This is a genomic window from Fictibacillus marinisediminis, from assembly GCF_023149135.1.
Lineage (GTDB): Bacteria > Bacillota > Bacilli > Bacillales > Fictibacillaceae > Fictibacillus_C > Fictibacillus_C marinisediminis.
The window spans coordinates 4,292,890-4,319,288 of record NZ_JAIWJX010000002.1 but is presented as its reverse complement, the minus strand read 5'-3'; the positions used below and the strand labels follow the sequence as shown (position 1 = coordinate 4,319,288).

The following is a 26,399-nucleotide window of genomic DNA, read 5'->3' as shown; positions in this document are numbered from 1 at the left end:
TTATTAATTAAGTTGGCTCTACGATCGTTCCATTAAAGGCGACTTGATATATTTTCCTAATATCATCTTCTAATAAAGGAAGAGGACTTCTGGCCAGGATTCTTTTTTGCTTTACTCCATCCTGTGTTAAGCTCTCCAGGGCTGAAACCGGTACATTGAAGCCAGATAAAGCAGCTGGAATTCCAACATCACTCACAAGCCTCTGGAGTTCTTCTACACATTTATAGGAAGCTTCTTCTTCGGATAAGTAGGCAGAATTTCCACCCAGGGCATTTAAGATGTCCGCCATACGCTTTGTGCAGCTTTTCCGAATATAACCCATTACATAGGGAAGAAGGACGGCGTTCGATTCACCGTGGGAAATGTGAAATTGCCCGCCAAGCGGGTAAGCCAAGGCATGAACTCCGGCTACTCCCGCGTTAAAGAATGCAAGGCCTGCGATATAACTCCCATTGCTCATATCAATTCTTGCTTGCCGGTTATTTCCATCTGTAACGGCCTTCCGAAGGGATCGTCCTATTAAGCGGATCGCCTGCAGGGCTAAGCCATCAGTGGCAGGGCTTGCATTCACTGAAATATAGGCTTCCACTGCATGGGTTAAAGCATCAATTCCCGTAGCTGCCGTTACTTTGGCGGGAACCGATACGGTCAGCTCCGGATCAATAATGGCTACATCCGCGAGAAGATAATCGTGTGTCACCACGTCTTTTGTGGTCTCTAAGGAGAGGACAGAGATATTTGTCACTTCTGAACCGGTTCCGGATGTAGTCGGAATGAGGATTTTAGGCAACCCTTTTTTTTCTACATTTTTAGAGCCGGATAAGTTTAAGTAATCAGCTGCAGAACCATCATGCACAGCCAATACTGAAGCTAATTTGGCCAAATCGAGTGCGCTTCCGCCGCCTACACCGACGACCATGTCAAATTCTCCTTCACGGGTAAAGGAAACCAGCTTTTCTCCTGTTTCTACAGGAGGTTCAGGAACGACGTCCGTGTATAAAGTGACAGAATAGCCCTGTTCTTCAAGCGGTTCTGTTACGCGTTGAGCGATTCCTATCTTGGCCAGCATTGGATCTGTGATAACAAGAATTCTCTTTGGCGCATACTTCGCAACTTCAGGAAGCAATTCCTTCAGTGATCCCCATCCTGTGTAGCTTAATGGGGTGAAAACTAACTTTGCGACACTCATTGTTTTTCCCCCTCTATTTTATTCGTAATATCCTTCAGTAGATTTGCGGAATGTTTTAAATTGGTCAGCATCGTGTCCAAACCAGACTTGGGAACCAGTTTGCTTCGCGATTCTGCGTATTTTCTCAACTGCGTTGGAATAGCCCAGTGAATCATAGATAATGCCAGGCGGCTTGATCGGCGGTCCGAAGCTTTCAGCTGTATAAATAGCATCTGAGGCGAGAATAATCCCGCCTGTTTCTGGCATGTTAATCTGAAGGCCAAGCATACCCCAGGCATGTCCGCTTCCAAAATTAAGGATATTAATTCCTTCTGCTAATTCAAGATTGTCTTCACTTCGTTTTATGGTTTTCCATTGAAGATTATTTTTTATCCAGGCATCAATATCTCCCCAGATGTATGCTCCTTCTTTTTCATTGCGGGCATACGTTTGAAGGGCACCGTTCAGCTCATCTTCATGAACGATGATTGTCGCATTTGTAAATAACTCCAAGCACCCAGCGTGGTCAAGGTGAAGGTGGGATGCTATTACGTATTTAATATCTTCGGGTCTTACATCTAGCTCCTCCAGGCGGTTATGAAGATAACATTCCTCTCCCATATTGATTGGAAACATTTGCTGTGTTGCTTTCCCCCACCGGCCTTCAGGCCCCATTGAGTTAGGATTGCAAGCAGTATCAAAAAGAATTTTACCTGCTGGATGGTCGATGAGTACAGTATAGACAGGGAACTCGACAAACTCAGTTGGTGTATTGGGATTCTCCACTGTTGCTGGACTGTGCATCGCAATCATCCAGTTTTTATCCATTCTCATACGGCCATTATCCATTACATAAAGCTTTGGGTTAGGTTTAATAATATTTGCCAAAGTACTTCTCCTCCTTAAAATGCTGTTTTTATGGTAACGAATTTTAATTCTGTCATTTCTTCAACGGCATATTTAATTCCTTCACGTCCATAGCCGCTGTCCTTTACTCCGCCATAAGGCATATGATCCAGCCTAAAGGTTGGGATATCATTAATAATGACTCCGCCTGACTCCAGCTTTTTGGCCGCATGTATTGCATGAAGGATGTTTTGGGTATAGATAGCCACATTTAATCCATACGAAGAATCATTGACCATATGGATGGCTTCATCCAGCTCATGGTAGGGAACGATTGAGACAACAGGAGCAAATGTTTCTTGGCAGGAAACCGCCATATCTTTTTTAACATTTAATAGTACGGTTGGCGGGAAGACCGAGCCGTCGCGTTTTCCGCCTAGTGCAATGTCAGCTCCCTGCTCATTAGCTTCCTGGACCCACGACTCAATTCGCTCTGTTTCCTTAAGGTTAATCATGGCACTAATATCGGTTTTTTCGTCGAGAGGATCGCCGGCTGTTAATTTTTTTGTCTGTTCAATAAAACGCTTACAAAAATCATTATAAATGGAATCATGAACATAAATTCTTTGCAGTGAAATACAAACTTGGCCTGCAAAGGAAAAGGCTCCCTCTACACATCGGGGCACAATTTTTTCCAGCGGGGCATCCGGTTCAACAATTAACCCTGAATTGGAACCAAGTTCTAATGTTACTTTCCTCAACCCGGCTTTTGATTTAATCAGTTTACCTACTTCTGCACTCCCTGTGAAGGTTACTTTTTTAACTCTTTCATCAGTAATAAGAGCGTCACTAAGCTCTCTTCCGCTGCCTGTTATCACTTGAAGAGCTCCATCCGGAAGGCCGGCTTGCTTGAAGATCTCAGCGATTAATAACGCGCTTAAAGGTGTTTGTTCAGCCGGTTTCAATACAACTGTATTTCCCGCAGCAAAGGCTGGTCCTAGTTTATGCGCGACGAGATTAACCGGAAAATTAAAGGGGCTGATTGCAACGACAACACCTAATGGTTCTCTCCATGTAAATCCTAGACGATTCTCACCTCCAGGAGCGGCATCCATTGGAATGGTTTCTCCATAGATCCGTTTTGCCTCTTCCGCTGCAAATTGATAGGTAGCGATGGTGCGGTCAATTTCGCCACGTGCTGTCCGAATGGGCTTACCGGCCTCAAGTGCAACAATTCGTGCCAACTCTTCCTTTCTTTCACGGAGGAGTTGGACAACATTCAGCAAAATCTCTGAGCGCTTATAGGCAGGCATCACTTTCATCGTTTCATAGGCTGTTTTTGCTCCTTCAATGGCTTTTTTTACATCTGCCTCATCTGCCATACTAATGTTAGCAATCACATCCCCGCTATAAGGAGAGTGCAGTGCATAGGTTCTTTCTTTTGATTCCCATTTCCCATTAATGAATAACTCTTTAATTTCCATTCTCAACCTCCTTGCCTTTTTATAATGCAAGATTCATGCCAATAGTAAAAATGCTTATTTTATATAAGAATTTACATTGTCTAAAGCAAATTATGGTGATAAAATTCACCATAATAAAAAGAATTGTTGGTGTAACAAAGACTAAAGACGGTGAAAATCGTCACCGTTTGGTGATAATTTTCACCGCTTCTTGCAGGAGGCAGAGATTCCGATGAAACCACTTACTGTGAACAAAGAAATTTTAGAAAGCGTTTTCTCCTCGATGTCCAACGGGGTCATTGTCGTGGACCATAATAATAGGATTCTATTCATAAATTCCTCAGCACAAAAACTAATAAAACAAGAACACCAGGACTTAGTGGGCAAAGATATCCGTGATTTTGTTCCTAATTCACAAATCCATCAGGTTCTTAATAGTGGCAAGAGCACACTCGGAGCGAAAATGACGATAGCAGGGTTGCAATGTATGGTGAATAAAACTCCCTTATATAAGGAAAATCAGCTCATTGGTGCTGTGAGTGTTATACAGGATATTTCTCAAATCGAACATTATCGTTCATTACTCAAGCAAATGGAAAAAATCATCGAATTTTCTACGGATGGCATTTATGTCGTTAATAGTGAAGGAATTACACTCATTGTGAATTCAGCTTACGAGGCTATGTCAGGAATCAAGAGGGAAAGACTTATCGGTCATCACATGGGCGATTTGATGAACCACGGCTACTTTGATCAATCTGTCTCACTCCTTGTCCTGCAGGATAAAAAACGCAGATCGATTCTTCAGCGAATCGGCCAGCAAAAAGATGTCATGGTCACGGGAACTCCCGTTTTCAATGAATCAGGCGAGATTCAAATGGTTGTAACCAGTGTCAGAGACATTACTCAGCTAAATGAACTGACAAATGAGTTGAAGAAGGCAAAAAGCTTTTCTGAAATGAGTCAGAATCGATATACCTTTTCCACGGAGGGAAATGATGAAAAGGTAGTCTTTCAAAGCATTCAAATGAAGGGAATTATAGAAAAAGTAAAACAAATCGCTTCATACCCAACAAGTATATTGCTATCTGGTCCTTCAGGAGCGGGTAAAGAGGTTATTGCTAATTTAGTTCACCAATTAAGTGACAGAAAAGATATGCCTTTTATTAAAGTGAACTGCGGGGCTATCCCTGAACAGCTGCTGGAATCTGAGCTTTTTGGTTATGAAAAAGGGGCGTTTACCGGAGCAAGGCAGGAAGGAAAAGTCGGTCTGCTGGAACTGGCGGACAAGGGGACAGTTTTGCTGGATGAAGTAGGGGAACTTCCATTGTCTTTGCAAGTCAAGTTGCTTCGTGTCCTGCAAGAGAAACAAATTCAAAAATTAGGCAGCAGCAAAGTAAAGCAACTAGACATTAGAATCATTTCAGCAACAAATAAACATTTGAAAGAGTTAGTGGAAAAAGGAAAATTTCGAGAAGACTTATATTACCGGCTGCAAGTGATAGAAATAGCTATTCCTCCATTGAGCCAGCGTCCTGAGGACATCGAAGTCTTACTGGATCATTTTTTTACCTATTTCTGTAAACTATTTAATATCGAAAAGCATGTATCACCCGAAACCAAACAAATTTTACAAAGCTATCATTGGCCGGGGAATGTGAGAGAATTAAGGAATTTAGTGGAGAGCATGATTGTTTCGGTGCCATCACTTACTATTGAACCGGTTGATCTGCCGCCGCACTTTAGTATTCATGGTAACTCAGAGTCTGTTCATACTTTCAAACAAAGAATGGGACAGTTTGAAAAAAGAGTGATTATGGATGCGCTTCACAAGAAACCCTCCATCAGAAAGGCAGCAGAATATTTAGGAGTCGATCACTCGACACTTGTGAAAAAAATGAAAAAGTGGGATAGGGAGATCAACAGAGGGATCAATTGAAACAAATTCAAAAAAATTTTATATGGTAAAATGAACAAAAACGAATGGAGAAATGATTGTCTTGTCTAAATTGCCTAACTGCCCAAAATGCAGCTCAGAGTATACCTACGAGGATGGCAGCCTTTTTGTTTGTCCGGAATGTGCTCATGAGTGGACTAGCGAAGCTGAATTAAATGAAGATATTAAGGTTGTTAGAGATTCAAATGGAAATGTCTTAAATGATGGTGATTCAGTATCCGTCATTAAAGACCTTAAAGTGAAAGGAACATCTTCTGTTATAAAAATAGGAACTAAAGTTAAAAGCATCCGTCTGGTCGAGGGTGACCACGATATTGATTGCAAAATTGACGGTTTTGGCGCCATGAAGTTAAAATCTGAATTTGTAAAGAAGATATAAATCGTTCAAGGAGTGAAGCTCCAGTGCACTAGCGCTGGAGTTTTTTATTTGCTTTTCATGTAAGTTTTCTAGAACTTTTCACCTATTCTTTTTTCGCATGACACCTATAACTTTCATATATTTCACATATTGAACATTCAAGAGTAAAATTCCTCTTCGGGTAAGCAAGCTTACAATTTTCATAAAAAATTCACAAGTAGACAGGATGCTTTTGGGTGAAAGCACGCTTTCTTATAGACAAAAGGGGGAAAAAGTTTGATTAGTATTTTGATAGGGCTGGCACTGCTTATGTTTTTCGCCTACCTGGGCTGGTCGATCATTTGGGTTGCGCCCGTTGTTGCCGGAATTGTGGCATTATTAAGCGGATTAAACCTATTGGACGCCTATACCAATACGTATATGACAGGCTTTGTGAATTTTACAAAGCAATGGTTTCCGATCTTTTTATTAGGTGCCGTACTAGGGAAACTAATGGAGGATACTGGAGCCGCCAAATCGGTTGCTCTTCAGTTTACGAAGTATATCGGTGAAAAACGTGCCATCTTAGGTGTGCTCGTTGCTTCAGCCGTTTTAACTTATGGCGGAGTGAGCTTATTCGTTGTTGTGTTCGCGATTTATCCGATTGCGCTTGCATTGTTTAAAAAAGCGAACATCTCCAGAAAGCTTATTGCGCCAACGATCGTTTTGGGTGCTTTTACTTTTACGATGACAGCCGTTCCAGGAACGCCCCAGATTCAAAACTTAATTCCGATGAATACCTTTAAAACCACTCCGATGGCGGGCTCAATGATTGGAATTGTAACGACACTGATCATGGCTGTTGGAGGCTATTTTTGGCTCAAGTTTAGAGAAAACCGAATGACAGCAGCCGGTGACATGTTTAAAGAAGTAGAAGGCGATAAGGAAAATGAGGAAAAAGGAACAGAAAATTTGCCAAACTGGCTATTGTCTTTGATTCCACTTATGGTAGTTGTCATATTACTTGATTTCGTTAAATTAAATCCGATTGCTTCTTTATTGGCTGGGATTATTGTCATTCTTCTTCTCAACATTAAGAGGTACAAAACCTTTATTCCATCCATGAATGAAGGCGCAAAAGGATCGGTTATGGCGATAATCAATACGGCTGCTGCGGTTGGATTTGGAGCTGTTGTAACGAGTGTGCCCGAATTTGATCACATTACAGATATGCTGTTAGGCATCTCAAGCAATCCACTCGTTTCAGAATCATTAGTCGTTCAGCTTCTAGCTATGATTACGGGTTCTGCATCTGGCGGGATGGGTATTGCGCTGCAGGCATTAGGAAAAACGTATTATGATTTATCCCAGTCGACAGGGATCAGCCCTGAAGCTTTTCACCGAATGGCTTCCGTCGCATCGGGTGCTTCAATACTCCCTCATAACGGAGCATTGCTGACTCTCCTTGCGGTAACAAAGCTGTCTCACAAGGATTGTTACAAAGATGTATTTGTCGTTGGATTAATCATTCCAACTGTCGCTGTGATCGTCGGCATCATTATGGCAAGTATAGGGATTATATAAAAAGGAGAGATTGACGTGGTAGAAAATAAAGTCGTTGTAATTACAGGTTCTGCAAGTGGCATTGGGTTTGAAATCGGAAAAACGTTTGCTGAAAACGGCAGTAAAGTGGTACTTACTGATTTGAATGCTGAAGGCGTAAAAAAAGCAGCAGAAGAACTTAACGGCCTAGGATATGAAGCAATCGGACTTAAAGCAGATGTAACAAGTGAAGAAGACATCAAGAATATGATCGAAGCTGCTCATAAAGAATACGGCCGTGTAGATGTGCTCATCAACAATGCAGGATTACAGCACGTGTCTCCTATCGAAGAGTTCCCGACTGCTAAATTCGAATTAATGATTAAAATCATGCTGACTGCTCCATTCATCGCGATTAAACATGCATTCCCAATCATGAAAGAGCAGGGGTTCGGACGCATTATCAACGTGGCTTCCATTAACGGACTTATTGGGTTTGCTGGAAAAGCAGCATACAACAGTGCAAAACATGGTGTGATCGGTCTAACAAAGGTTGCGGCATTAGAGTCTGCTACTCACGGAGTAACAGTAAATGCCCTTTGCCCAGGATATGTTGACACGCCTCTCGTACGCGGCCAAATGGAAGATTTAGCGAAAACAAGAAACGTTTCTTTGGAAAGTGTTCTTGAAGAAGTCATCTACCCGCTAGTTCCGCAAAAACGTTTATTGGAAGTAAGTGAGATCGCTGACTACGCGATGTTCCTTGCAAGCGACAAGGCAAAAAGTATTACAGGACAAGCCATCGTTATGGATGGCGGCTATACTGCACAATAATTTGTATTGTAAAACCTCAGCAGATTGTCTGCTGAGGTTTTTTTCGTTCTATTAAACCTTTGAATTTATAGCTTTTATGATTCTTTCACAGATCTAGTATCCTTTCTTCTCCTTTTTTAAACCTCTGCCTCACTCATCAAGGCATGTGTATGTCCTTCTGTACCGTTAAAGAAAGCCATCCATGTTTCGGTTTGTCCCATTTTAGCGGTCAGGTGAGGTTCGCTTACAAACGCTGCACCTTTTTTCAGCATTTCTTCATAAGCGCTCTTAATATGAGTCACTTGGAAATGGATGACGGAACTCGGATGGGCAAATGTTTCATTCTCTGGCAGGCTGAGCATGAAACGAAGGCCGCTGCACTCAAAGAATGCCATGTTCTCGCCATCCCAATCGTTTCCATCAATTGCTGAAACTGTTCCTCCTTCCAGAGAGGATCGCTTTTTGTCGTCATATTTCCTCGGAAATAGTCGATTTGTGTGGAGAGAGCTGAAGAAAAGGGCACTTCCTCGGCAAGCCCTTTTCTGAAGAATAAACAGAAAGACTCCGCCTCAGTTTCTTCTTCAATACCCATCGTATAGGCACCTTCATTAAAAGAAGATATCGGCCTTCTTCCACCGCAAAGAAACGCCGGTTCGTTTTGTAAAGGGCCCGGCCATACCTAAATGTTTTAATCGAAAGCTGTCCATCACCTCCCCAATAAAATTCATTGCTTTTATCATGCAGCACGTAATTTTGGGATTGAAACGCAAGAATGTCTTTCATTGCTTTTCAAGATTAAGAAGGATAAAGGATGGTAAAAATGTTCCAAAGAAGACAAAACAGCGCCGCTGAATACCCAGACTTTTTATGGTAAGATAACAGGTGGTTACGAAAAAATATGCTGTCTTCAGAGACAGTTCATTATATGTTTTGAAAAGAGGGTAAAAAAATGGTGAAGGAATCCATCTATGGATTAACATTTGAACAGCTGGCTGCCTGGCTATTAGAACGGGGCCATAAACCATATCAAGCATCCCTGGTTTGGGAGTATCTATATAGAAAACGAGTCACTTCCTTTTCTGAAATGAGCGATGTAAAAAAGGAATGCATCGAAATGCTTTCGGAAAGCTTCGAGTTCCAGACGATGCAGCAGCATGTGAAGCAGGAATCAGAGGATGGCACGATCAAGTTTTTGTTCAAGCTGCGGGACGGTAATTTGATCGAAACGGTATTAATGAAGCACAAATACGGCTTGTCTGTTTGTGTGACGACCCAGGTCGGCTGCAACATTGGCTGCAGTTTCTGTGCGAGCGGTTTACTGGCCAAAAGCCGTGACTTATCGAGCGGTGAGATCGTCGAGCAGATCATGAACGTCCAGCTTCATCTTGATCAAAGAAATCAGGATGAAAAAGTGAGCCATATCGTTGTCATGGGGATTGGAGAGCCATTTGATAACTTTGAAAATATGATTGATTTCATAAAAGTGGTGATTAATCATAAAGGACTTGCGATTGGTGCGCGTCATATCACGGTTTCTACAAGCGGACTCGCCAACAAGATTTATGAATTTGCTGACTCTCAGCTACCTGTGAATTTGGCGATCTCCCTTCATGCACCGAATAATGAATTACGGACACGCATCATGAAAATAAACCGTGCGATTCCTATTGAAAAATTAATGGAATCCTTGGATTATTATTTAGAAAAAACAAACAAGAGAATTACGATTGAGTACATTTTATTAAGAGATGTTAATGATCATAAGGAAGAAGCAGAACAACTCGCTGATTTGCTCCAAGATAAAAAGCAAAAGGTCTACGTCAACCTGATTCCGTACAATCCAGTAGACGAACACAGCCAATATCAGCGAAGCGAGGAGGAGTCTGTGCTGACGTTTTACGATACACTGAAAAAACGGGGCATCAACTGCAAAATCCGCCAGGAGCACGGTACTGATATTGATGCCGCATGCGGACAGCTGAGAAGCAAACAGATTAAAAAAGAAAAAGCGCAATAGCGCTGTAAAGAAGACCCGACTTTTGTCGGGTCTTCTTTTTATTTGGATTACTTTTCTGCAGTGATTAGTGAGCGGTTGATAGGTCGAATAGTGCATAATACTAGTTATTCATCATATAGTTTTGGGTATAATCTAAAGCAAAGCTTAACATAAAAGGAGATAACCATGATTCCTAAAACGATAGAAGAACTAGAAGCCATCCGAACGGAATGTAGAGTGCTGGTTAATAAACGAGCGTCAGCTTCTGCGGCGGCCGCTGTTATCCCGGTTCCCGGAGTGGATGTGGGTGCGGACATCACGATCATGATGCAACTGCTGCCGGCCATTAATGAGAAGTTTGGCTTGGCGCCCAGCCAGATTGAGAAGATGGATGCAACATTGAAAGGGAAAATCATCGTCCTCATCACTTCAGCGGGCAGCCAGTTTGCTGGCAGAGTCGTAACGAAACAGATGATTTCTCTTTTATTAAAAAAGGCGGGTAAACGCATAGCGGTTAAACAGGTCACGAAGTTCGTACCTTTTGTGGGACAGGCTGTAGCAGCCGGTATTAGTTTTGCTGCGATGAAATATCTCGGTAATTCTCATATTGAGGAGTGCTATCAAGTCTGTAAAAAGATGATAGAAGATCAACAGCTGCCAGCACAATAAAACAAAGAAAGCCCTATCCCGCATACGGGGTAGGGCTTTTATCATAAAGCTTATTTTGTTTTCAAATCTCCAGATGGAAGTCCTGAAAGGTAGCCGACTCCGCCCGTTTCCTGGATACCTATGCCTTTTTTCATGGCATCTTCGAGCTTTTCCTTATCTACTGCTGTAATTTGTTTTCCATCCAGATCTTCACCCGGGTGCTGGAAGTTGCTAAGCAAATAGCGAGAATTCTTCAGTTGATCAACCGCTCGCAAGCCCGTTGCTTCAGCCCCTGCTGGAACAGAAAGTATTCTTGAAAGTTTTTTCGTTTTAACATTATAGGCCCAAACAAAGTTGTTGGTGTGATGCGAGCTGTCTTCACCGATAAATAGCGTGTCCATGTCGTTGGAGAAGGTAAGATTATCTGGATTCGCTATTTTATCCGGATTGGCAGTATTGCCGTATGCATCAGATTTTGGAAGATCCTCACCGACAAGGAGGCCCTTCATTTTTGAAGGCGCATAGCGGCTATTGATGCTGTGGCTGCTATGGTCTCTTTGACCGGCATTCAAATCTAGTTCAAAGGTTGTTCCAGAGTCAAGAACCGGCATTTGGATGTCATCCTGCACGCCGCTGATATCCTCTTTTTTCATGCTTCCGTTCTCGTATGAAATGGCGATATAAGCTTTATGGCCAGCCTTATTAACGGCAATTCCCTCCATTTTATTAAACTCAGAAGTTGCACCCAGCAATGCGCCATATCGTCGTGATTCTAGGAATGCTGCAGCCTTTTCCATGCCTGGCTTAACTTTAAGATACTCTACTTTCTTGCTTGCCGCTGTTTTTATCGCTTTAAAGCCAGGAGCAGGTTGAGCCGAAGTTTCAAAGATATCGCTGAATTTCGTACCTTTATCTATTATTTTCTTTACTTCTTTGTCTGTTGAATGGCCAAGCTTGATCCACTGCAAGTCTCCTGCGCCGCCGTTATCTGAAGACGTTTGCTTGAATTTTGCCGCATATAGAGTCCCTGCAGAGAAGTCTCTCTTCTGATCGGCGACATACATAAACATCATCGTATTACCGCCGTCATCACCAAACAATGCTGTTTTTTGATCAGGCATCACCTGCATGATTTCATGTGAAAAGCGTCCTGTGCTGTAATGCTTTACCACGCTGGTATTGCCGTTAGGGTGAATGGAGATCTCTGGAATCCATCCATAGAAATAAGGATTGGCTTTCGATTTGTCTCCAAAGTAGTGCTGTGCAAAATTGGTGACATCACGATAGGAATCAGAAGAAGAATCTTCGAACGCACGGGCATCCGGCTCATATTCCTCAGATCCAAGATGAGTTCCCCAATCAGTTGTGGAGCCGTTACAAGGTGTCCATAGGCCGTTCACGTTAGAAAAGTCAATTTTCTTCGCATGATTAACGGTAAGCTTGCCTGTTTTCTTATCGCGGTCAACTTGAGTCAGTGTCATGGATGCAGGCAGTCCTTTAATTTCGTTTCCGGCATTATCCATGGAATCATACTCATAATGAGAGATAATGTAATCTTTTCCGGCAATCGTAATAAAACTATTGGAATCGGGTGCGTCAGAAATATAATATGAAGGCTTGTCAGGCACGCTTCGATCAACGATAGGATTGCCTTTTGCATCAATAGGGGTACCTGCAGGGATCTTTTCACCTTTGTTGTCTACAATTTTATCCTTGGATAAGAATAGCTGATTATAAGTTAACGGAGTTTCTTTTACCGTACCGTCTTTGTACGTGATTTTTACTTTTGCATCTGTATACGTTTTTACCATGTTTTCAATGGTGCTTGGTGCTTTCATCGATTCAAATTCTATGCTCTTGATCTGGTTGTGGTTATGGGGAAAGTGATGGTTCTGGCCAGATGAAGCAAAGGCTGGAATGGCGCTTGAGGCCATGATCGCCAAGGATAAGCCGATTGAGACTTTTTTCTTCAATGTTGTTTCCTCCTCATTGAGTTTTCACACTCATTAAAACACTTTATTGTTAAGGAGATATGAAGAAATAGGGACTATATATTGAAAACAGGTTAAGAAATGGTTACAAGTTAAAGGAAATAGTTCCAACTTGTTCTAAAAATCCTGCTACTTATTGACTATAGAAATGGGAGTTTTGTAGCCGAGTGAATGAAAATCTTCAATTTCCGCGTTGGACTGATCAACGAGGAGTCCCTTATTCCCCTTTTCGCACACCGCTTGAATATCACTGATTTTAATGGAATGTATACCTGAGCCGATGTGGAGAGCAGTCGGTGCAGAATTTTGAATCTTTACCTTCCGAATTTCAACCGAGTCTGCCCCATGAGGACCGCCAAATACTTTAATATCCGCTCCTGCTGTTTTAAAATCCAGTATGTTCAGATGATGCAAAATAATATTTCGAGATCGGTACTGAACCGCAATGACCGGCTCTCCCCGGTAATCATAGTCAGGGTCGCCAATGACGGTGAAATGGTTGATGGCCACATTTTTGTAAGCAGAGATCACCATTGCCCGGGGTGTTGAGTCCTTGTATAAAGGAGTCCGTATTGGTGCTACAGCCACGATATGGCTGGCTTTAATATTAAATGCCGTCTTCGATTCGGGATCTGTTTCAATGTGATGTCCGATATGGCGAAAATTGTACGAACGATTGTCGTTAATCGAGATATGCCCGGCGATCTGTGTGTTGCTTGCCGCTGCAGAATTGTGGTGTGCCTTGATCTCCACACCGCCGAAGCAACGTGTGGTCGAATTGTTAAGAAGCATGACATTTCGAGAGCCATCGTCGACTTCAATGCCGTTAGAATTGGAGAACCCTTCCTTATGGGCCCTTCCGCTTGGGTCACACAAATGGCAATTGGAAATGAGAATATTGTCGCTGTGATGGGTCGTTATCCCATCATCACCGAATCCATAGCCGTTCAGTTTGTCGAGCCAGATATAACGGCTGCTCCTGCGTGCGCGTGTAGCATCCCCGAAATAGGTATAAACGGCAGATGAAACATCAAAACAATGCAGGCCGGGATTGATGCCTTCCACCTCTTTTACCCAGCCGAATGTTACATGGGCATATGTAAGACAGCTGGACTGGTTATTGCCTGCTGCTGTCTTTTTGTACGGATTCAAACGTTCCACATTCCAGTCCAGGCTCATCCCTTGGACGCAGATGTGATGGTTGCCTCTCCAGTGGCTGATGTTGGTTACCAGCTGCCGGCTTCTCGGTGCCTTATCATGAAGCTTGATGGTGGTCGTTCCCTTACCGGCACCTATCAGCATCGTCCATGAAGGCAGCCGAATTCCACGTGTGATATATACGCCGTCAGGAATAATAACCTTCACTTTGCCGTGTCCAATGGCTTTTTTGAACGCTTCTGTGTCATCGGTGTGGCCGTCTCCAACTGCACCGAAATCCCGTACATTTACTTCTTGTACGATCTCTTGTTCCAGCCGGATGAATTCCTGGTCGAGCATCTTTTTCCAATCCGGATAAAAGCCTCCCTCTTCATCTGCTTCTATTTGAGGGAGCGGTTCTTTATTTTTATGCCATGATGTGGACAGTAAGATCTTCGGAAGACTTTGCAGTAAGTTTTTTAATGTGAAAGTTGATGAATGCGCTGGTTCAGGCAGAGGGTTCAGTTCCTGAAAAAGCGTATCGGTTTGATCCAGCAAGCTTTTTAGATCTTCTTTATTCTCAGAAAAAGAAGCAATGAGTTCTTTGTTTTTTTGCGGATTATGATTTTTATCTAAATGAAGCATTTCGGGATCACCTCAAAATAAACAGCTGTTATTTTCAACATTATGTACTATTCCCGCTCTCATTCCAAGCTTAATCATTCTTCTGCCAAACAAAGAAAATACCCCTGTAAAAGGGGCATTTACTGTTCCATTAAACTGCTGAGAGAAACCTGCTGTTCATTTTCCGGCTGGCCGAGCGGGTAGATTCTGGCCGTTTCTCCTTGATCGTCAACATGCTGGATGTAAATTGGTACACCATCACATGTAACGTTTGCCATTACCGGGGATGAGGCAATCTCTTGTGCACGCTGTTTGTTCATCGTACGATCCCTCCTTTTCGTCTTTACTATGAACGGGTTGGGGTGTTTTTATTCGTTTGGTGGTTTTGATGAAGCTGCTTTTTATCTCCGATTAGCCCTGAAAATAAACAAAAAAGCACCAGAGATTTCCCCCGGTGCTTCTCTATTACTGAGCCAAAAAGATCAGCTGGTATAAAAATAGAATGGCAAAAACGTAAACGAGCGGATGGACCTCGCGGATCCTTCCTTTCGCAAATTTCATGATCGGATAGGAGATGAATCCAAGGGCGATTCCGTTTGCGATGCTTGAAGTGAGCGGCATGCTGACGATAACAAGAAACGCGGGGAAGGCTTCATCGAAGTCATTCCAGTCGATTTCCGATATACTTTTAATCATAAAGCTCCCGACGATGATCAAACTAGGTGCGGTAATCGCTGGCACGGAAGATACGGCGCTCACGAGCGGGCTGAAGAATGCCGTAATCAAAAACAAGATGACGACGGTTAACCCAGTTAATCCTGTTTTTCCTCCAGTACCTACGCCAGCGGAAGATTCAACAGAGGCGGCAGTCGGACTTGTTCCGAACATGGCTCCAATAGCTGTTCCGATGGAATCGGCAAAAAAAGCACTGCCTGCACGATCCAGCTTCCCATTTTTCAGAAGGCCTGCCTGGCGTACGATGCCAAGAAGTGCTCCAGTAGTGTCGAAAAGCATAACGAGCAGGAAGGAAAACACGACGCTGTACAATCCGAAATGAATCACATCGGCGACCGACTGTATCGGATTATAAACGAGCACCCCTTCAGGGAGGTGAGGAGCCGATACAAAGCCTTTATCGAACTTCAATTTTCCTGTGAAGAAGGCAATGATTCCAGTGACGATCATACCGATGAAAAGGGCGCCCTGCACATTGAGGGTCATCAGAGAAATTGTAATGACGATGCCGATTAGCGTGAGAGCCACTTTCGGGGAACTGAAATCTCCGAGCGTCACCAGGTTGGTCGGGTGATCGGCGACAATGCCGGAGAGGCGCAGTCCGATGAATGTAATAAAAAGACCAATCCCTGCCGCTATCGCATGTTTTAGGTTTGCGGGTATGGCATTGATTAGTTTGGTACGAAAAGAGGTAAGGGATAAGATAAGAAAAATAATACCGGTGATGAATACGGCAGAGAAACCTACCGCATAAGGGATGTTATGGCTGCTGATGACCGAATAGGCAAAATAAGCATTTAATCCCATGGAAGGGCCGATGATGATTGGGTAGTTTGCGAAAAACGCCATGCATAATGTACCGATGACTGTTGCTATGATTGTAGCGGTAAAGCCCTGATTAAAAGGCACACCCGCGTCAGACAGGATCATCGGATTGACAACGATGATATACGCCATTGTCAGAAAGGTTGTAATACCGGCAAGGAACTCGGTTCGCACCGTTGTATTACGCTCCTTAATTTTAAACATACTGACACTCCTAACTATAAAATTCATTCTTTGGAAAAAGACATCATTACCTAATAGATTTTTCCATAACGGACTTTTGGTAAACCAAAAAATTACTTTACCATAAAAAGGTCCTGTATGGTTGCAGGAAGTTTTTCCAAAATAAGATTCAGAAGGTTCAGTCTGAATGAATTCTTAAAAAATAGGAGGTGTTATTCTAAAATTGTCAAATATTATTAAGCATAGGAGTGTCGGAATCTATCCAAAACGTTCGAAGTTCTATATAGTAGAACTTCAGCCATCTATATTCCAGTGCCTCTATTTTTCAGGAAATATCGATACATAAAGACATATATGGCTGAGTAACACCTTGTGTCACCAGGTAGTTTTAGATAAAATAATAGGAGGAATAGATACTATGCAATATCAATTTTTAGTAGGTAACGATAATGGAAACAGTGAGCATGATATTTTTATTGATGGCCGCTTGTTTCAGCAGCCAAACGTGAACTGTGCAGTGGATCAGCTGCCATGGAGTGAAGAACAGGCACCTGAAACGATTGTACGTAACCTTCAGGAGAACTTAATCGTAACGATTGATTCCCCGGCTGCACGTGCGGGTATGTATTATGTAGGAAAGTTCGCACTAGAAAGCGGTGAGCTGATCGAAAACATTCAGGTCGGCGTAGATTACAAGTATGAGATTGATCTTCCAATCGTCAACACGCTCGCTCAAATCGCAGCAGTAGCGGTACAAAAAGGATTTGCAGAAGAGAAAAAGCTTCCTGCATCCATTGATGTAACGGTTGATATGGCGACTGCACTGCCGATCACACAGCACTCTGATGAATCAGCAGCCAAATTTGAGAAGCGTTTCATGAACGGCCCTCACCATGTGACGGTTCATGTTGGAAAGCAGCGCGTTTCAGTTAAAGTAGAATTTGAATTTGTAAAAGTGATTCCGGAAGCAACACCAGTTACCTTCTCTCTTCAAAAGGATCAGGATGGTAACTGGAGAAAAGGCGATATCTTTGACCAATTCATTGAAGCCAACAATCTGCCAAATAACTTTAATGGGAGCTTCTTTAAAAACAAAAGAATTCTTCATACGGATATTGGCGATGGATCTACAGAGTATCCGATCACAGAAGGAAACAAATTTTTGCGTCAGTTCGTGCATGGCACAAACCATGGTGCAGGGTATGCCATTGAGGAAGCACTCAGCGAGTTTAACCGTCTGATCCACCTTCCTGACAGCCCGCGTCAATTTTTCAGTGACGTGATCAAAAACCCGAACCATAAATACCATGCCCGTGCGATGAGTACGTTGAAAAGACCGCTTGAAGGACAAGCACGTCAAATCATCAACAATATCCGCAAGCAATTGACGAAAGCAAGAAATGAAATCGATTTGATCTGCGTATACGGAGGCGGAAGCATCTTGATGCAGCCGATCCTTGCTCCAATGCTGAAGGAACTTTGCAATGAGCGCGAAATCCAGCTTCTTTACATCCCTGCAAAATATGCAGTGACGATGAATGCAAACGGACTGGATGCATTCGTACGCGGAAAAATCTACGGTGCGATCAAGGATCGTGCGAAACAGCCAGTATAAGTCTCTAATTTAAATGGTAAGGGGGTGTAATGATGAAGAAACAAAAAAAGCCAGGCGACAATATTTCTTTAAAGACGAAGAAGAATGAAGCCCCCGCCATTATTGACTGGATTAACTCGCAAACGAACCTGATGGACTCGATCCGTTACTTGGTCGAGAATGAGATTAAAGCAAACGGAGTACGGAACCTGCAGCAGCATGTTCCCGCCGACCGCGGATTCTCGTTTGATGCTGCCGGTGCACATGGACACGGCTATCAGGAAGATCCGAAACATTCTCCTGAGTATGAAGATATCATCGACGAAGAAGAGATCGATGAGGACGATATCGAATCTTGGACGTAAAATATAAGATGTTAGGCCAGAAAGCCGGATTGAGAGGATTACTCTCGAGCTGGCTTTTTTTATTTGTGTATTTTTAGCCCGTAAATATGAAATGAAATGAATGTGTCTGGGACGGTTTGCCGGAGACGGGGAATGTATCCTCTTAAGTAAAGGCTCTTTTTTAAAGGATTGTTGTTTTTAGAATATTTTTGTCTTCATTGACGAGTTGACTGGAGTGCAAGGTGCGAGACTCCTCGGAAATGAATTTCACATTTTCTTCGTGCGATATAACGCTGCCGAAGCCTTCCTTGTCCTGCGGGAAAAGCGGGACTGGTGAGACTAGGCAGGCGATTGCGCCAGTAAGGCTCACCGCACGCCCCGCGGAAAGCGAGCAGCCTGAAACAGAAATCGACCACCCCAAAAAGCAACAAAGATTGGCCTAATTAAAACACCCCCTTTTACAATAAGCCTATGAATTCTCTGAAAATACGCCTCAAGTCTTATCAGAAAATATAGCCGGAGTACATTATAGAAAAATTGGAACGCAGGTAAGCTATAGATATGAAAGGAGGAAACAACAAATGAAGAAATTTGGTTTGTTTGTACTCGGAGGAATTGCAGCGATCACCCTGCTGGCCAACCTTGGTCCAATGATTGGACTCGCGATCGGATTGGTGATTTTATATTTTGCTGTTAAGGGCTTTATGAAGGCAGAAACAACATCGAAGAAAGTATTGTGGGGAGCAGTCGGAGTGATTGCGGCATGTGCAGCCATCTCCAATGTGCCGGCCCTTTTAGGCGTCCTTGCTCTCTATGTACTGTATCTGGTGTATAAAAGCTGGAACGGCAAGAAAAGCGAAAGAGTATCAGAGGATGATCCATTCGTAAACTTTGAAAACCAATGGGCGGAACTGAAAAGAAATTAATAAAAGGAGAGAAATTACATGAGCACACTATTTACTAGAATCAAAAATTCAATAGCGGCTGATTTTCATGAGATGCTTGATCAGAAGGAGCAGAAGAATCCGATCTCATTGCTGAACCAATATTTGCGTCAGTGTGAACAAGAAACGGATCGTGTACGAAAACTGGTCGAACGCCAATTTATACTTACTGAAGAATTCACAAAAGAGTATAGAGAAGCAAAGGCGCATGCTGAAAAGCGAAAGAGGCAGGCAGATTTGGCCCTTCAGGCTGGGGAAAGTGATCTGCATGAGTTCGCAGTAAACGAACAGCAGCGATATGATGAGCGTGCAGCCCGTATGCATGAAGCTAAATTAGAGGCGAAGCGTGAACTAGAAGCGCTGGAGCAAAAATTTGAACAGATGAAGCATAAACTGAAAGATATGTATGTGAAGCGGATGGAGCTGATGGGGCGCGAAAACGTCGCACGGGCTCACAGAGGAATGAACAAGGTTCTGGATTCCGGAATGGGTACAAAGCCAGGCTTGAGATTCGACGAAATGGAACGCTATCTAGAGCGGCTGGAGCATCAGGTGAACACAGATTATCATCTCAACACGATCGATGAGCGGTTTGCACAGCTTGAAAAGAAATGGAAAAAAGAAGAAAAACCTGCGATTTCCTAATCTAAAAATGGTATTCTAAAAGGCGTAGGGTACTGCGCCTTTTAGGACGTGTACCATGAAAAATGAAGAGTAAAATGATAGAGATAGAGGGGGTGCACCATGTTTAACGGTAAAAAAACAGATTTGATCAGCTGGCTTCTTTTGATTGGTGTACTGCTTCTTATTCTGGAACTTTCATTTCGCGGAGGAGAACTGATTTTCTTTTTTGCCCTCATGGCTGGCTGTATCTATATCGGAAGAAAAAAAATGTCTCGGACAATCGGGAAATTGCTGTATTGGGTCGGATGGTTTGGATTGGCTATCACATTACTGAACATGATAGCTTTTAAATTTGTACTGATTGCTGTGCTCATTTATCTGGTCGTTCAGTTCTATCAATCCAAAAAGCGGCCGGCTGTTATGGAGCCCGTCATCCAAAAAGAAGACAGTTCCCGGCTGTCCGAGTCACTTTTTACGAAACAGCCGATGTTTAAAAATATACTGTACGGCCGGCAGCAGACCCCTGACCATGTATATGAATGGAGTGACATCAACATTCATTGTGGAATTGGGGATAGCGTCATCGACCTGAGCAACACCGTTTTACCGGATGGCGAATCGGTCATTGCCATACGGAATTTGGCTGGAAACATTAAAATTCTTGTGCCATATGAAGCGGCAGTCAGTGTTCACCATTCTGTGCTGGCAGGAAGCACGACGATTTTTCAGCATCATGAATCAAAAATCTTCAATCAGCTTTTTCATTTCCATACAGAGAACTACCATGAGGCTCAGCAAAGAATCAAGATCGTTACATCCATGGTGGTCGGGGATTTAGAGGTGAAACGGACATGAGTATCGTACTGCGCAGTGTCCTACTATCCATCGGCGTATCTATACTGACCGCCATTCTGGTTTTGGTCGCAGTATTTATGGTGTTTCCCTTCCCGGATTTTGCGTCTCTCTGGGAACGCCAGCTGCTCGGCCTGCCTTTTATTATGGTAGTTCCGGCGGCGAGTTTGGTTCTTGGTGTGTTTTTCGGTTTGCTGCATGGGTTTGCTGTCCGCAGACAGCTTAAACAAATCGAAGAAGGCATGCGTGAGATGGAGAACGGCAGGCCCATCTATCCTCCTTTACAAGCACAGGGGCTAGAGATGGAAGCTCTTTGGAAGAGATTGAAAAATGTACAGCGCCAGGTTACGGATCAGGCCAGGGCTTCACAAAAGCTGGCGAACGAAAAAGCAGAAGATCAAGAGAAAATCATTCAAGAGATGATCTCGAGAGAACGGCAACGCTTAGCACGTGAGCTGCATGATTCGGTAAGCCAGCAGCTTTTTGCCGCCTCCATGCTGATGTCAGCCATCAATGAGTCAAGGGAAGCTGAAGAAGCTCCTGAGAACAGGCAGCTGAAACTGGTGGAACAAATGATTCACCAGTCGCAGCTTGAGATGAGAGCGCTGCTGCTTCACCTCCGCCCTGCTGCATTAAAAGGAAAATCCCTGCAGGATGGAATTAAAGAACTGTTAGCGGAGCTCGTTCAAAAAGTTCCGATTGAAATTCATGCGAAAATTGAAGAGATGCCGCTCGACAAGGGTGTGGAAGACCACTTGTTTAGGATCTTACAGGAATCCGTCTCCAACACACTGAGGCATGCCAAGGCTACTTCTCTTGAAATTCTGCTGATCGAACGGGAGGGATTAATCATACTTCGCGTGGCCGATAATGGAGTCGGCTTCGCTTTGGACGAGGATAAAGCGGGATCCTACGGGCTTCAAAACATGCAGGAACGAGCGCTGGAAATCGGCGGCACGTTGAAAGTGGTGAGTCTGCCCGACAAAGGGACACGGCTGGAAGTAAAAGTACCAGTGATTTCGGTGGAGGATGATAAAAATGATTAGAGTATTGTTTGCGGACGATCATGAAATGGTAAGAATCGGTGTTTCATCCTATCTTTCTGCCCAGTCAGATCTTACGGTGGTCGGTGAGGCTGAGAATGGGAAGAAAGCCGTTGAACTGGCACTGGAACTGCGTCCTGATGTCATTTTAATGGATCTGGTCATGAATGAAATGGACGGAATTGAAGCTACGAAAAAAATCATTGAGAAATGGCCGGATGCGAAGATTATCATTGTGACCAGCTTCTTGGATGATGAAAAAGTGTACCCGGCGATAGAAGCAGGAGCGGTAAGCTATATGCTTAAGACCTCAAAAGCGAGTGAGATCGCCGAAGCGGTAAGAGCCACTTATCACGGCCAGTCTGTCTTGGAACCCGAAGTTACAGGCAAGATGATGAACCGTATGCGCCAAAAAAATCATCAGCAGCCACATGAAGAGCTCACGAGCCGTGAACTTGAGGTACTCCTCTTAATGACAGAAGGAAAATCAAATCAGGAAATTGCAGACCAGTTATTCATCGCACAAAAGACCGTTAAAGTACATGTGAGCAACATTTTAAACAAGCTCGATGTTCAGGACAGGACCCAGGCCGTCATCTATGCGTTTAAGCATTCGCTTGTTAAGTAAATTTTTTATCATAGTATACGCCGCCGTCTCAAAACAGGCGGCTTTTTTTGTTTTAGGCTGTTTTCGTAACCTTTGTTGCCCTTAGGAGTGGTTGATTTCCGTTTCAGGATGCTCGCTTTCCGCGGGGCGTGCGGTGAGCCTCCTCGGCGCATGCGCCTGCGGGTCTCACCTGTCCCGCATGTCCCGCAGGAGTCTCGCACCTTGCACTCCAATCAACTTGTCAATGAAGGCTCTTTACAAAAATGTTTCCAAAGCAACAATCCTTTATTAAAGAGCCTTGTTTTGGAATGAAATACTTCCGAAACGGGAAAGAAATACTAGACAGAGAAGTATGAATTTTGTCCATATGATGTAAACAAACTTAAAATGTGATAAAATATTTTTTAGTGATAGATACTTAATAACATTGAATTATTTCTGAATTTTTGTGTTTTTTTCACGTGTACATTTGTTCAGACTCACATAACATTTTTAAAATTTGAAAGGAGAGTTTGTATGTCAAGTAATGTATTGGATCGCTTCCTGCAAGAAAATTTAGGGGATTTAAAAGAAAAAGGGCTTTATAACGTGATTGATCCGCTGCAAAGCGCGAACGGTCCGAAGATCAAAGTGAATGGTAAAGAACTGATCAACCTTTCTTCCAACAATTATCTTGGTTTAGCAACAGATGAGCGCCTTAAGCAAGCTGCCAAACAGGCAATTGACGAATATGGTGTTGGTGCGGGGGCTGTGCGTACCATTAATGGAACGCTTGAACTGCATGTAAAACTTGAAGAAAAATTGGCAGAGTTCAAACATACAGAAGCAGCGATTGCTTACCAATCCGGTTTTAACTGCAATATGGCTGCCATCTCAGCAGTCATGGATAAAAATGACGCGATTCTATCAGATGAACTGAACCATGCGTCCATCATTGACGGCTGCAGACTTTCCAGAGCAAAAATTATCCGTGTCAACCACTCTGACATGGAAGACCTTCGTACAAAAGCGAAGGAAGCAAAGGAATCCGGACTTTACAACAAGATCATGGTCATCACGGACGGTGTGTTCTCCATGGACGGAGACGTTGCCAAGCTTCCGGAGATCGTTGATATTGCTGAAGAGTTCGATCTCATCACTTACGTAGACGATGCACATGGATCTGGCGTACTCGGCAACGGCGCAGGAACCGTGAAGCATTTCGGATTATCCGATAAAGTGGATTTCCAAATCGGTACGCTTTCTAAAGCAATCGGTGTTGTCGGCGGTTATGTAGCCGGTAAAAAAGACTTGATCGACTGGCTGAAAGTAAGAAGCCGTCCATTCTTGTTCTCTACTTCACTGACTCCAGGAGATGTAGCGGCTTGTACAAAAGCCATTGAAATTTTAACATCAAGCACAGAGCTGCAAGAAAAACTGTGGGACAACAGCAAGTATTTGAAACAAGGCCTTGAGAAGCTGGGCTATGATATCGGAAACAGTGAAACACCAATCACACCTGTTATTGTAGGTGATGAGGTAAAAACTCAGGAGTTCAGCAAAAAGCTGAATGAAGAAGGCGTTTATGCAAAATCCATCGTCTTCCCAACCGTACCAAGAGGCACTGGCCGTGTAAGAAACATGCCAACAGCTGCCCATACGAAGGAAATGCTTGATCAGGCACTTGCCATCTACGAAAAAGTCGGCAAGGAAATGGGAATCATCTCTTAATACAGGAACCGGTAATAGATTTGGAGGATGTAACATGAAGAAGATATTGATTACTGGAGCACTCGGGCAGATCGGTTCAGAGCTGGTCATGAAAGCCCGTGATATATATGGCGAGGATAATGTTATTGCGACAGATATCCGTAAGACAGACAGCCCGGTCGTTCAATCCGGACCGTTCGAGATTCTTGATGTAACCGATGCACAGGCGATGGCCGGCATCGCTAAAAAATACAATGCAGATACGGTAGTCCACCTTGCTGCTCTTCTTTCTGCTACTGCAGAAGCGAAGCCGCTGCTTGCTTGGAACTTGAACATGGGAGGCCTTGTGAACGCACTTGAGGTCGCGAGAGAGTTGAACTGCCAATTCTTCACACCAAGTTCAATCGGAGCATTCGGTCCTTCTACACCGAAAGACCAGACTCCGCAGGATACTATTCAGCGTCCAACGACAATGTATGGAGTAAACAAAGTGTCCGGCGAGCTTCTTTGTGATTATTACTATCATAAATTTGGCGTAGATACCCGCGGACTGCGTTTCCCTGGATTGATCTCCTATGTGGCACCTCCTGGAGGCGGCACAACGGACTATGCGGTTGAAATTTATTACGAAGCGGTCCGAAAAGGAAGATATACTTCATTTATTGATGCGGGCACATACATGGATATGATGTATATGCCTGATGCGTTAAATGCAATTATTAACTTGATGGAAGCTGATCCGGCGAAACTGGTTCACCGCAACTCATTTAACGTTTCTGCGATGAGTTTTGAGCCGGAACAAATCGCTGCTGCCATCAAAAAGCAGATGCCATCCTTTACGATGGATTATGATGTGGACCCTGTTCGACAGGCGATTGCCGATAGCTGGCCGAATGTCATCGATTCTTCAGCAGCTATAGCGGAATGGGGCTTTAAAGCGGACTATGACTTGGATAAAATGACAGCAGATATGCTGTTGAAGCTGAACGACAAGCTGAATAACAAAGTAGCAAATTAATACGAAGAAAAAGGGAGCCTTAATATGGCTCTCTTTTTTAGAAGGTACATGTTCACACCCTTTACTTTAGGGGTAATAGACTTGAGGCCTCTCTCAGCATCAGTATGCGAAGTTCAACAAAAAAGAGCATTAATAATATTGCTCTAACCAAGTAATTTAAGAAAAGGAAGGAGACTTGCCTATGGGTGGTTTTGAAGCTTTACAGGTGAATCCTCTGCTCCGGAAAACGTTAGCTGACTATGGGATTGCCCAGCCGACAACGATTCAGGAGCAGGCGATCCCGCTGCTGTTAGAAGGAAAAGATGTGATTGCAAAATCCCAGACAGGAACCGGGAAAACGATGGCTTTTGCCGTACCGATGCTGCAGCGGATTGACCAGGAGAATGAAGCTATCCAAGCACTGATCGTGACGCCGACAAGAGAACTTGCTATCCAGGTGGCGGAAGAAGTAAAAAAGCTGAGCAGTTCAATGGGAATTGATGTCCTGTCCGTTTATGGGGGACAAGATGTTATTCAGCAAATGCATAAACTCGGCGGTAAGGTGCAGGTTGTCATCGCCACACCAGGGCGTTTGCTGGACCATGTAAGACGAGGAACCATTGATCTGTCACACGTCTCCATGCTGGTTTTAGATGAGGCGGATCAGATGCTTCATATCGGATTTTTGCAGGATGTTGAAGAAATTATTGATCAGACACCAGAAGAGAACCGGCAGATGATGCTTTTTTCCGCAACGATGCCTTCTGAAATTGTAAAGCTTGCAGGAACGTATATGAAAGATCCAGCAGAGATTACGGTGAAGAAGACACAAATCACCTTAAAGGAAATCAGACAACGGGTTATTGAGACGACAGACCGCTCAAAGCAGGATGACTTGAAGCTGCTTCTGGAGCTGCACCGTCCGTATCTTGCTATTATTTTTTGCCGGACGAAGCGGCGAGTAAGCAAACTGAATGAAGCTTTGAAGGAAGCGGGATATCAGGCAGACGAACTGCATGGCGATCTCACCCAGGCTAAACGGGAAGCGGTAATGCATGCCTTCCGGCAGGGAGAAATCCGCTACCTGATCGCTACAGATGTTGCGGCAAGGGGCCTGGATGTTGAAGGTGTGACCCATGTCATCAATTACGATATTCCTCAAGATACAGAAAGTTATATCCACCGTATCGGACGAACGGGACGAGCCGGCAGCAAGGGGCTTGCCGTGACGATGGTTGCGGCAAAAGACCGCAATTATTTAGAGTTGATTGAAAAAGGAATTAAGCAGAAGATACAAAAACAGCGGCTGGAAAAACCGGAAAAAAAGAAGGAGGGAAGCCGCTCTGAAACGAATGACAAGATGCAGAGCCGCCGTGCGGGAGCAAGACCGCAGTATCAGAAAAGCAGCAGAAAGCCACGGAGGCGCTGACAACCGTACAG

Annotated in this window: 24 protein-coding genes; 16 read left to right on the top strand and 8 right to left on the bottom strand. The window is 43.6% G+C overall.

Going from position 1 to position 26,399, the window contains the following annotated elements; translation table 11 throughout:
• Positions 1-7 precede the first annotated feature (7 nt).
• From LCY76_RS22435 to LCY76_RS22425, 3 genes are read right to left on the bottom strand one after another with little or no spacing between them, the layout of a single operon-like run.
• On the bottom strand, positions 8-1,189 hold the full coding sequence (locus tag LCY76_RS22435) for an iron-containing alcohol dehydrogenase (protein ID WP_248254527.1): 1,182 nt from the start codon (positions 1,187-1,189) through the stop codon (positions 8-10).
• An 18-nt stretch (positions 1,190-1,207) separates the two neighbouring features.
• Positions 1,208-2,056, bottom strand: a complete 849-nt coding sequence (ahlS, locus tag LCY76_RS22430; RefSeq protein WP_091010037.1) for an AhlS family quorum-quenching N-acyl homoserine lactonase — start codon at positions 2,054-2,056, stop codon at positions 1,208-1,210.
• A 14-nt stretch (positions 2,057-2,070) separates the two neighbouring features.
• Complete coding sequence (locus tag LCY76_RS22425) at positions 2,071-3,498, bottom strand: aldehyde dehydrogenase family protein (protein ID WP_248254526.1); 1,428 nt, start codon at positions 3,496-3,498, stop codon at positions 2,071-2,073.
• Positions 3,499-3,709: 211 nt separating this feature from the next.
• On the opposite strand from LCY76_RS22425, the gene LCY76_RS22420 reads away from it, so the two are divergent.
• From LCY76_RS22420 to LCY76_RS22405, 4 genes are all read left to right on the top strand, one after another.
• On the top strand, positions 3,710-5,416 hold the full coding sequence (locus tag LCY76_RS22420) for a sigma 54-interacting transcriptional regulator (RefSeq protein WP_248254525.1): 1,707 nt from the start codon (positions 3,710-3,712) through the stop codon (positions 5,414-5,416).
• Between the two features lie 61 nt (positions 5,417-5,477).
• Entirely contained in the window at positions 5,478-5,813 is a 336-nt protein-coding gene (locus LCY76_RS22415) for a zinc ribbon domain-containing protein YjdM (protein ID WP_248254524.1), read from the top strand.
• A 255-nt stretch (positions 5,814-6,068) separates the two neighbouring features.
• Complete coding sequence (locus LCY76_RS22410) at positions 6,069-7,355, top strand: GntP family permease (protein ID WP_248254523.1); 1,287 nt, start codon at positions 6,069-6,071, stop codon at positions 7,353-7,355.
• 15 nt (positions 7,356-7,370) lie between these two features.
• Positions 7,371-8,147 (top strand): 3-hydroxybutyrate dehydrogenase, encoded by a 777-nt coding sequence (locus LCY76_RS22405; RefSeq protein ID WP_248254522.1) that lies wholly within the window; start codon positions 7,371-7,373, stop codon positions 8,145-8,147.
• Positions 8,148-8,263: 116 nt separating this feature from the next.
• Here LCY76_RS22405 and LCY76_RS22400 read toward each other — a convergent pair whose 3' ends face one another.
• Complete coding sequence (locus LCY76_RS22400; RefSeq protein WP_419714966.1) at positions 8,264-8,521, bottom strand: VOC family protein; 258 nt, start codon at positions 8,519-8,521, stop codon at positions 8,264-8,266.
• Between the two features lie 554 nt (positions 8,522-9,075).
• On the opposite strand from LCY76_RS22400, the gene rlmN reads away from it, so the two are divergent.
• Positions 9,076-10,143: a dual-specificity RNA methyltransferase RlmN gene (gene rlmN / locus LCY76_RS22395; RefSeq protein WP_091010025.1), complete on the top strand. Its 1,068-nt coding sequence runs from the start codon at positions 9,076-9,078 to the stop codon at positions 10,141-10,143.
• Between the two features lie 165 nt (positions 10,144-10,308).
• Positions 10,309-10,791: a hypothetical protein gene (locus tag LCY76_RS22390; protein ID WP_248254521.1), complete on the top strand. Its 483-nt coding sequence runs from the start codon at positions 10,309-10,311 to the stop codon at positions 10,789-10,791.
• Positions 10,792-10,841: 50 nt separating this feature from the next.
• Here LCY76_RS22390 and LCY76_RS22385 read toward each other — a convergent pair whose 3' ends face one another.
• From LCY76_RS22385 to LCY76_RS22370, 4 genes are all read right to left on the bottom strand, one after another.
• On the bottom strand, positions 10,842-12,743 hold the full coding sequence (locus LCY76_RS22385; protein ID WP_248254520.1) for a PhoX family protein: 1,902 nt from the start codon (positions 12,741-12,743) through the stop codon (positions 10,842-10,844).
• Between the two features lie 147 nt (positions 12,744-12,890).
• Positions 12,891-14,543 (bottom strand): glycoside hydrolase family 55 protein, encoded by a 1,653-nt coding sequence (locus tag LCY76_RS22380; protein ID WP_248254519.1) that lies wholly within the window; start codon positions 14,541-14,543, stop codon positions 12,891-12,893.
• A gap of 119 nt (positions 14,544-14,662) precedes the next feature.
• The gene (locus LCY76_RS22375) at positions 14,663-14,842 is read right to left on the bottom strand and encodes a small acid-soluble spore protein H (protein WP_248254518.1); all 180 of its coding nucleotides are present in this window, start codon (positions 14,840-14,842) and stop codon (positions 14,663-14,665) included.
• A 145-nt stretch (positions 14,843-14,987) separates the two neighbouring features.
• Positions 14,988-16,286: an NCS2 family permease gene (locus LCY76_RS22370; RefSeq protein ID WP_248254517.1), complete on the bottom strand. Its 1,299-nt coding sequence runs from the start codon at positions 16,284-16,286 to the stop codon at positions 14,988-14,990.
• 397 nt (positions 16,287-16,683) lie between these two features.
• Here LCY76_RS22370 and LCY76_RS22365 point away from each other — a divergent pair, with 397 nt between their 5' ends.
• The 10 genes from LCY76_RS22365 to LCY76_RS22320 all read left to right on the top strand — a co-directional run bounded on the left by LCY76_RS22365 (position 16,684) and on the right by LCY76_RS22320 (position 26,388).
• A complete protein-coding gene (locus LCY76_RS22365) occupies positions 16,684-17,880 on the top strand; it encodes a ParM/StbA family protein (RefSeq protein ID WP_248254516.1) in 1,197 nt (398 codons plus the stop codon).
• Positions 17,881-17,912: 32 nt separating this feature from the next.
• Positions 17,913-18,224: a hypothetical protein gene (locus LCY76_RS22360; protein ID WP_248254515.1), complete on the top strand. Its 312-nt coding sequence runs from the start codon at positions 17,913-17,915 to the stop codon at positions 18,222-18,224.
• Between the two features lie 560 nt (positions 18,225-18,784).
• On the top strand, positions 18,785-19,129 hold the full coding sequence (locus tag LCY76_RS22355) for a lmo0954 family membrane protein (protein ID WP_248254514.1): 345 nt from the start codon (positions 18,785-18,787) through the stop codon (positions 19,127-19,129).
• Between the two features lie 18 nt (positions 19,130-19,147).
• Entirely contained in the window at positions 19,148-19,792 is a 645-nt protein-coding gene (locus LCY76_RS22350) for a PspA/IM30 family protein (RefSeq protein WP_248254513.1), read from the top strand.
• A 99-nt stretch (positions 19,793-19,891) separates the two neighbouring features.
• Positions 19,892-20,626 carry a cell wall-active antibiotics response protein LiaF gene (gene liaF / locus LCY76_RS22345; protein ID WP_248254512.1) on the top strand — a complete coding sequence of 245 codons (735 nt, stop codon included), beginning with the start codon at positions 19,892-19,894 and terminating at the stop codon, positions 20,624-20,626.
• Positions 20,623-21,669, top strand: coding sequence for a sensor histidine kinase (locus LCY76_RS22340; RefSeq protein WP_248254511.1), 1,047 nt, complete (start codon positions 20,623-20,625; stop codon positions 21,667-21,669). Before liaF ends, LCY76_RS22340 begins: the two co-directional genes overlap by 4 nt.
• Positions 21,662-22,294: a response regulator transcription factor gene (locus LCY76_RS22335; protein WP_248254510.1), complete on the top strand. Its 633-nt coding sequence runs from the start codon at positions 21,662-21,664 to the stop codon at positions 22,292-22,294. Before LCY76_RS22340 ends, LCY76_RS22335 begins: the two co-directional genes overlap by 8 nt.
• Positions 22,295-22,789: 495 nt before the next feature.
• Positions 22,790-23,983, top strand: a complete 1,194-nt coding sequence (locus LCY76_RS22330; protein WP_248254509.1) for a glycine C-acetyltransferase — start codon at positions 22,790-22,792, stop codon at positions 23,981-23,983.
• A gap of 34 nt (positions 23,984-24,017) precedes the next feature.
• Complete coding sequence (locus LCY76_RS22325; protein WP_248254508.1) at positions 24,018-24,980, top strand: L-threonine 3-dehydrogenase; 963 nt, start codon at positions 24,018-24,020, stop codon at positions 24,978-24,980.
• Positions 24,981-25,161: 181 nt separating this feature from the next.
• Positions 25,162-26,388, top strand: coding sequence for a DEAD/DEAH box helicase (locus LCY76_RS22320; protein WP_248254507.1), 1,227 nt, complete (start codon positions 25,162-25,164; stop codon positions 26,386-26,388).
• Positions 26,389-26,399 lie beyond the last annotated feature (11 nt).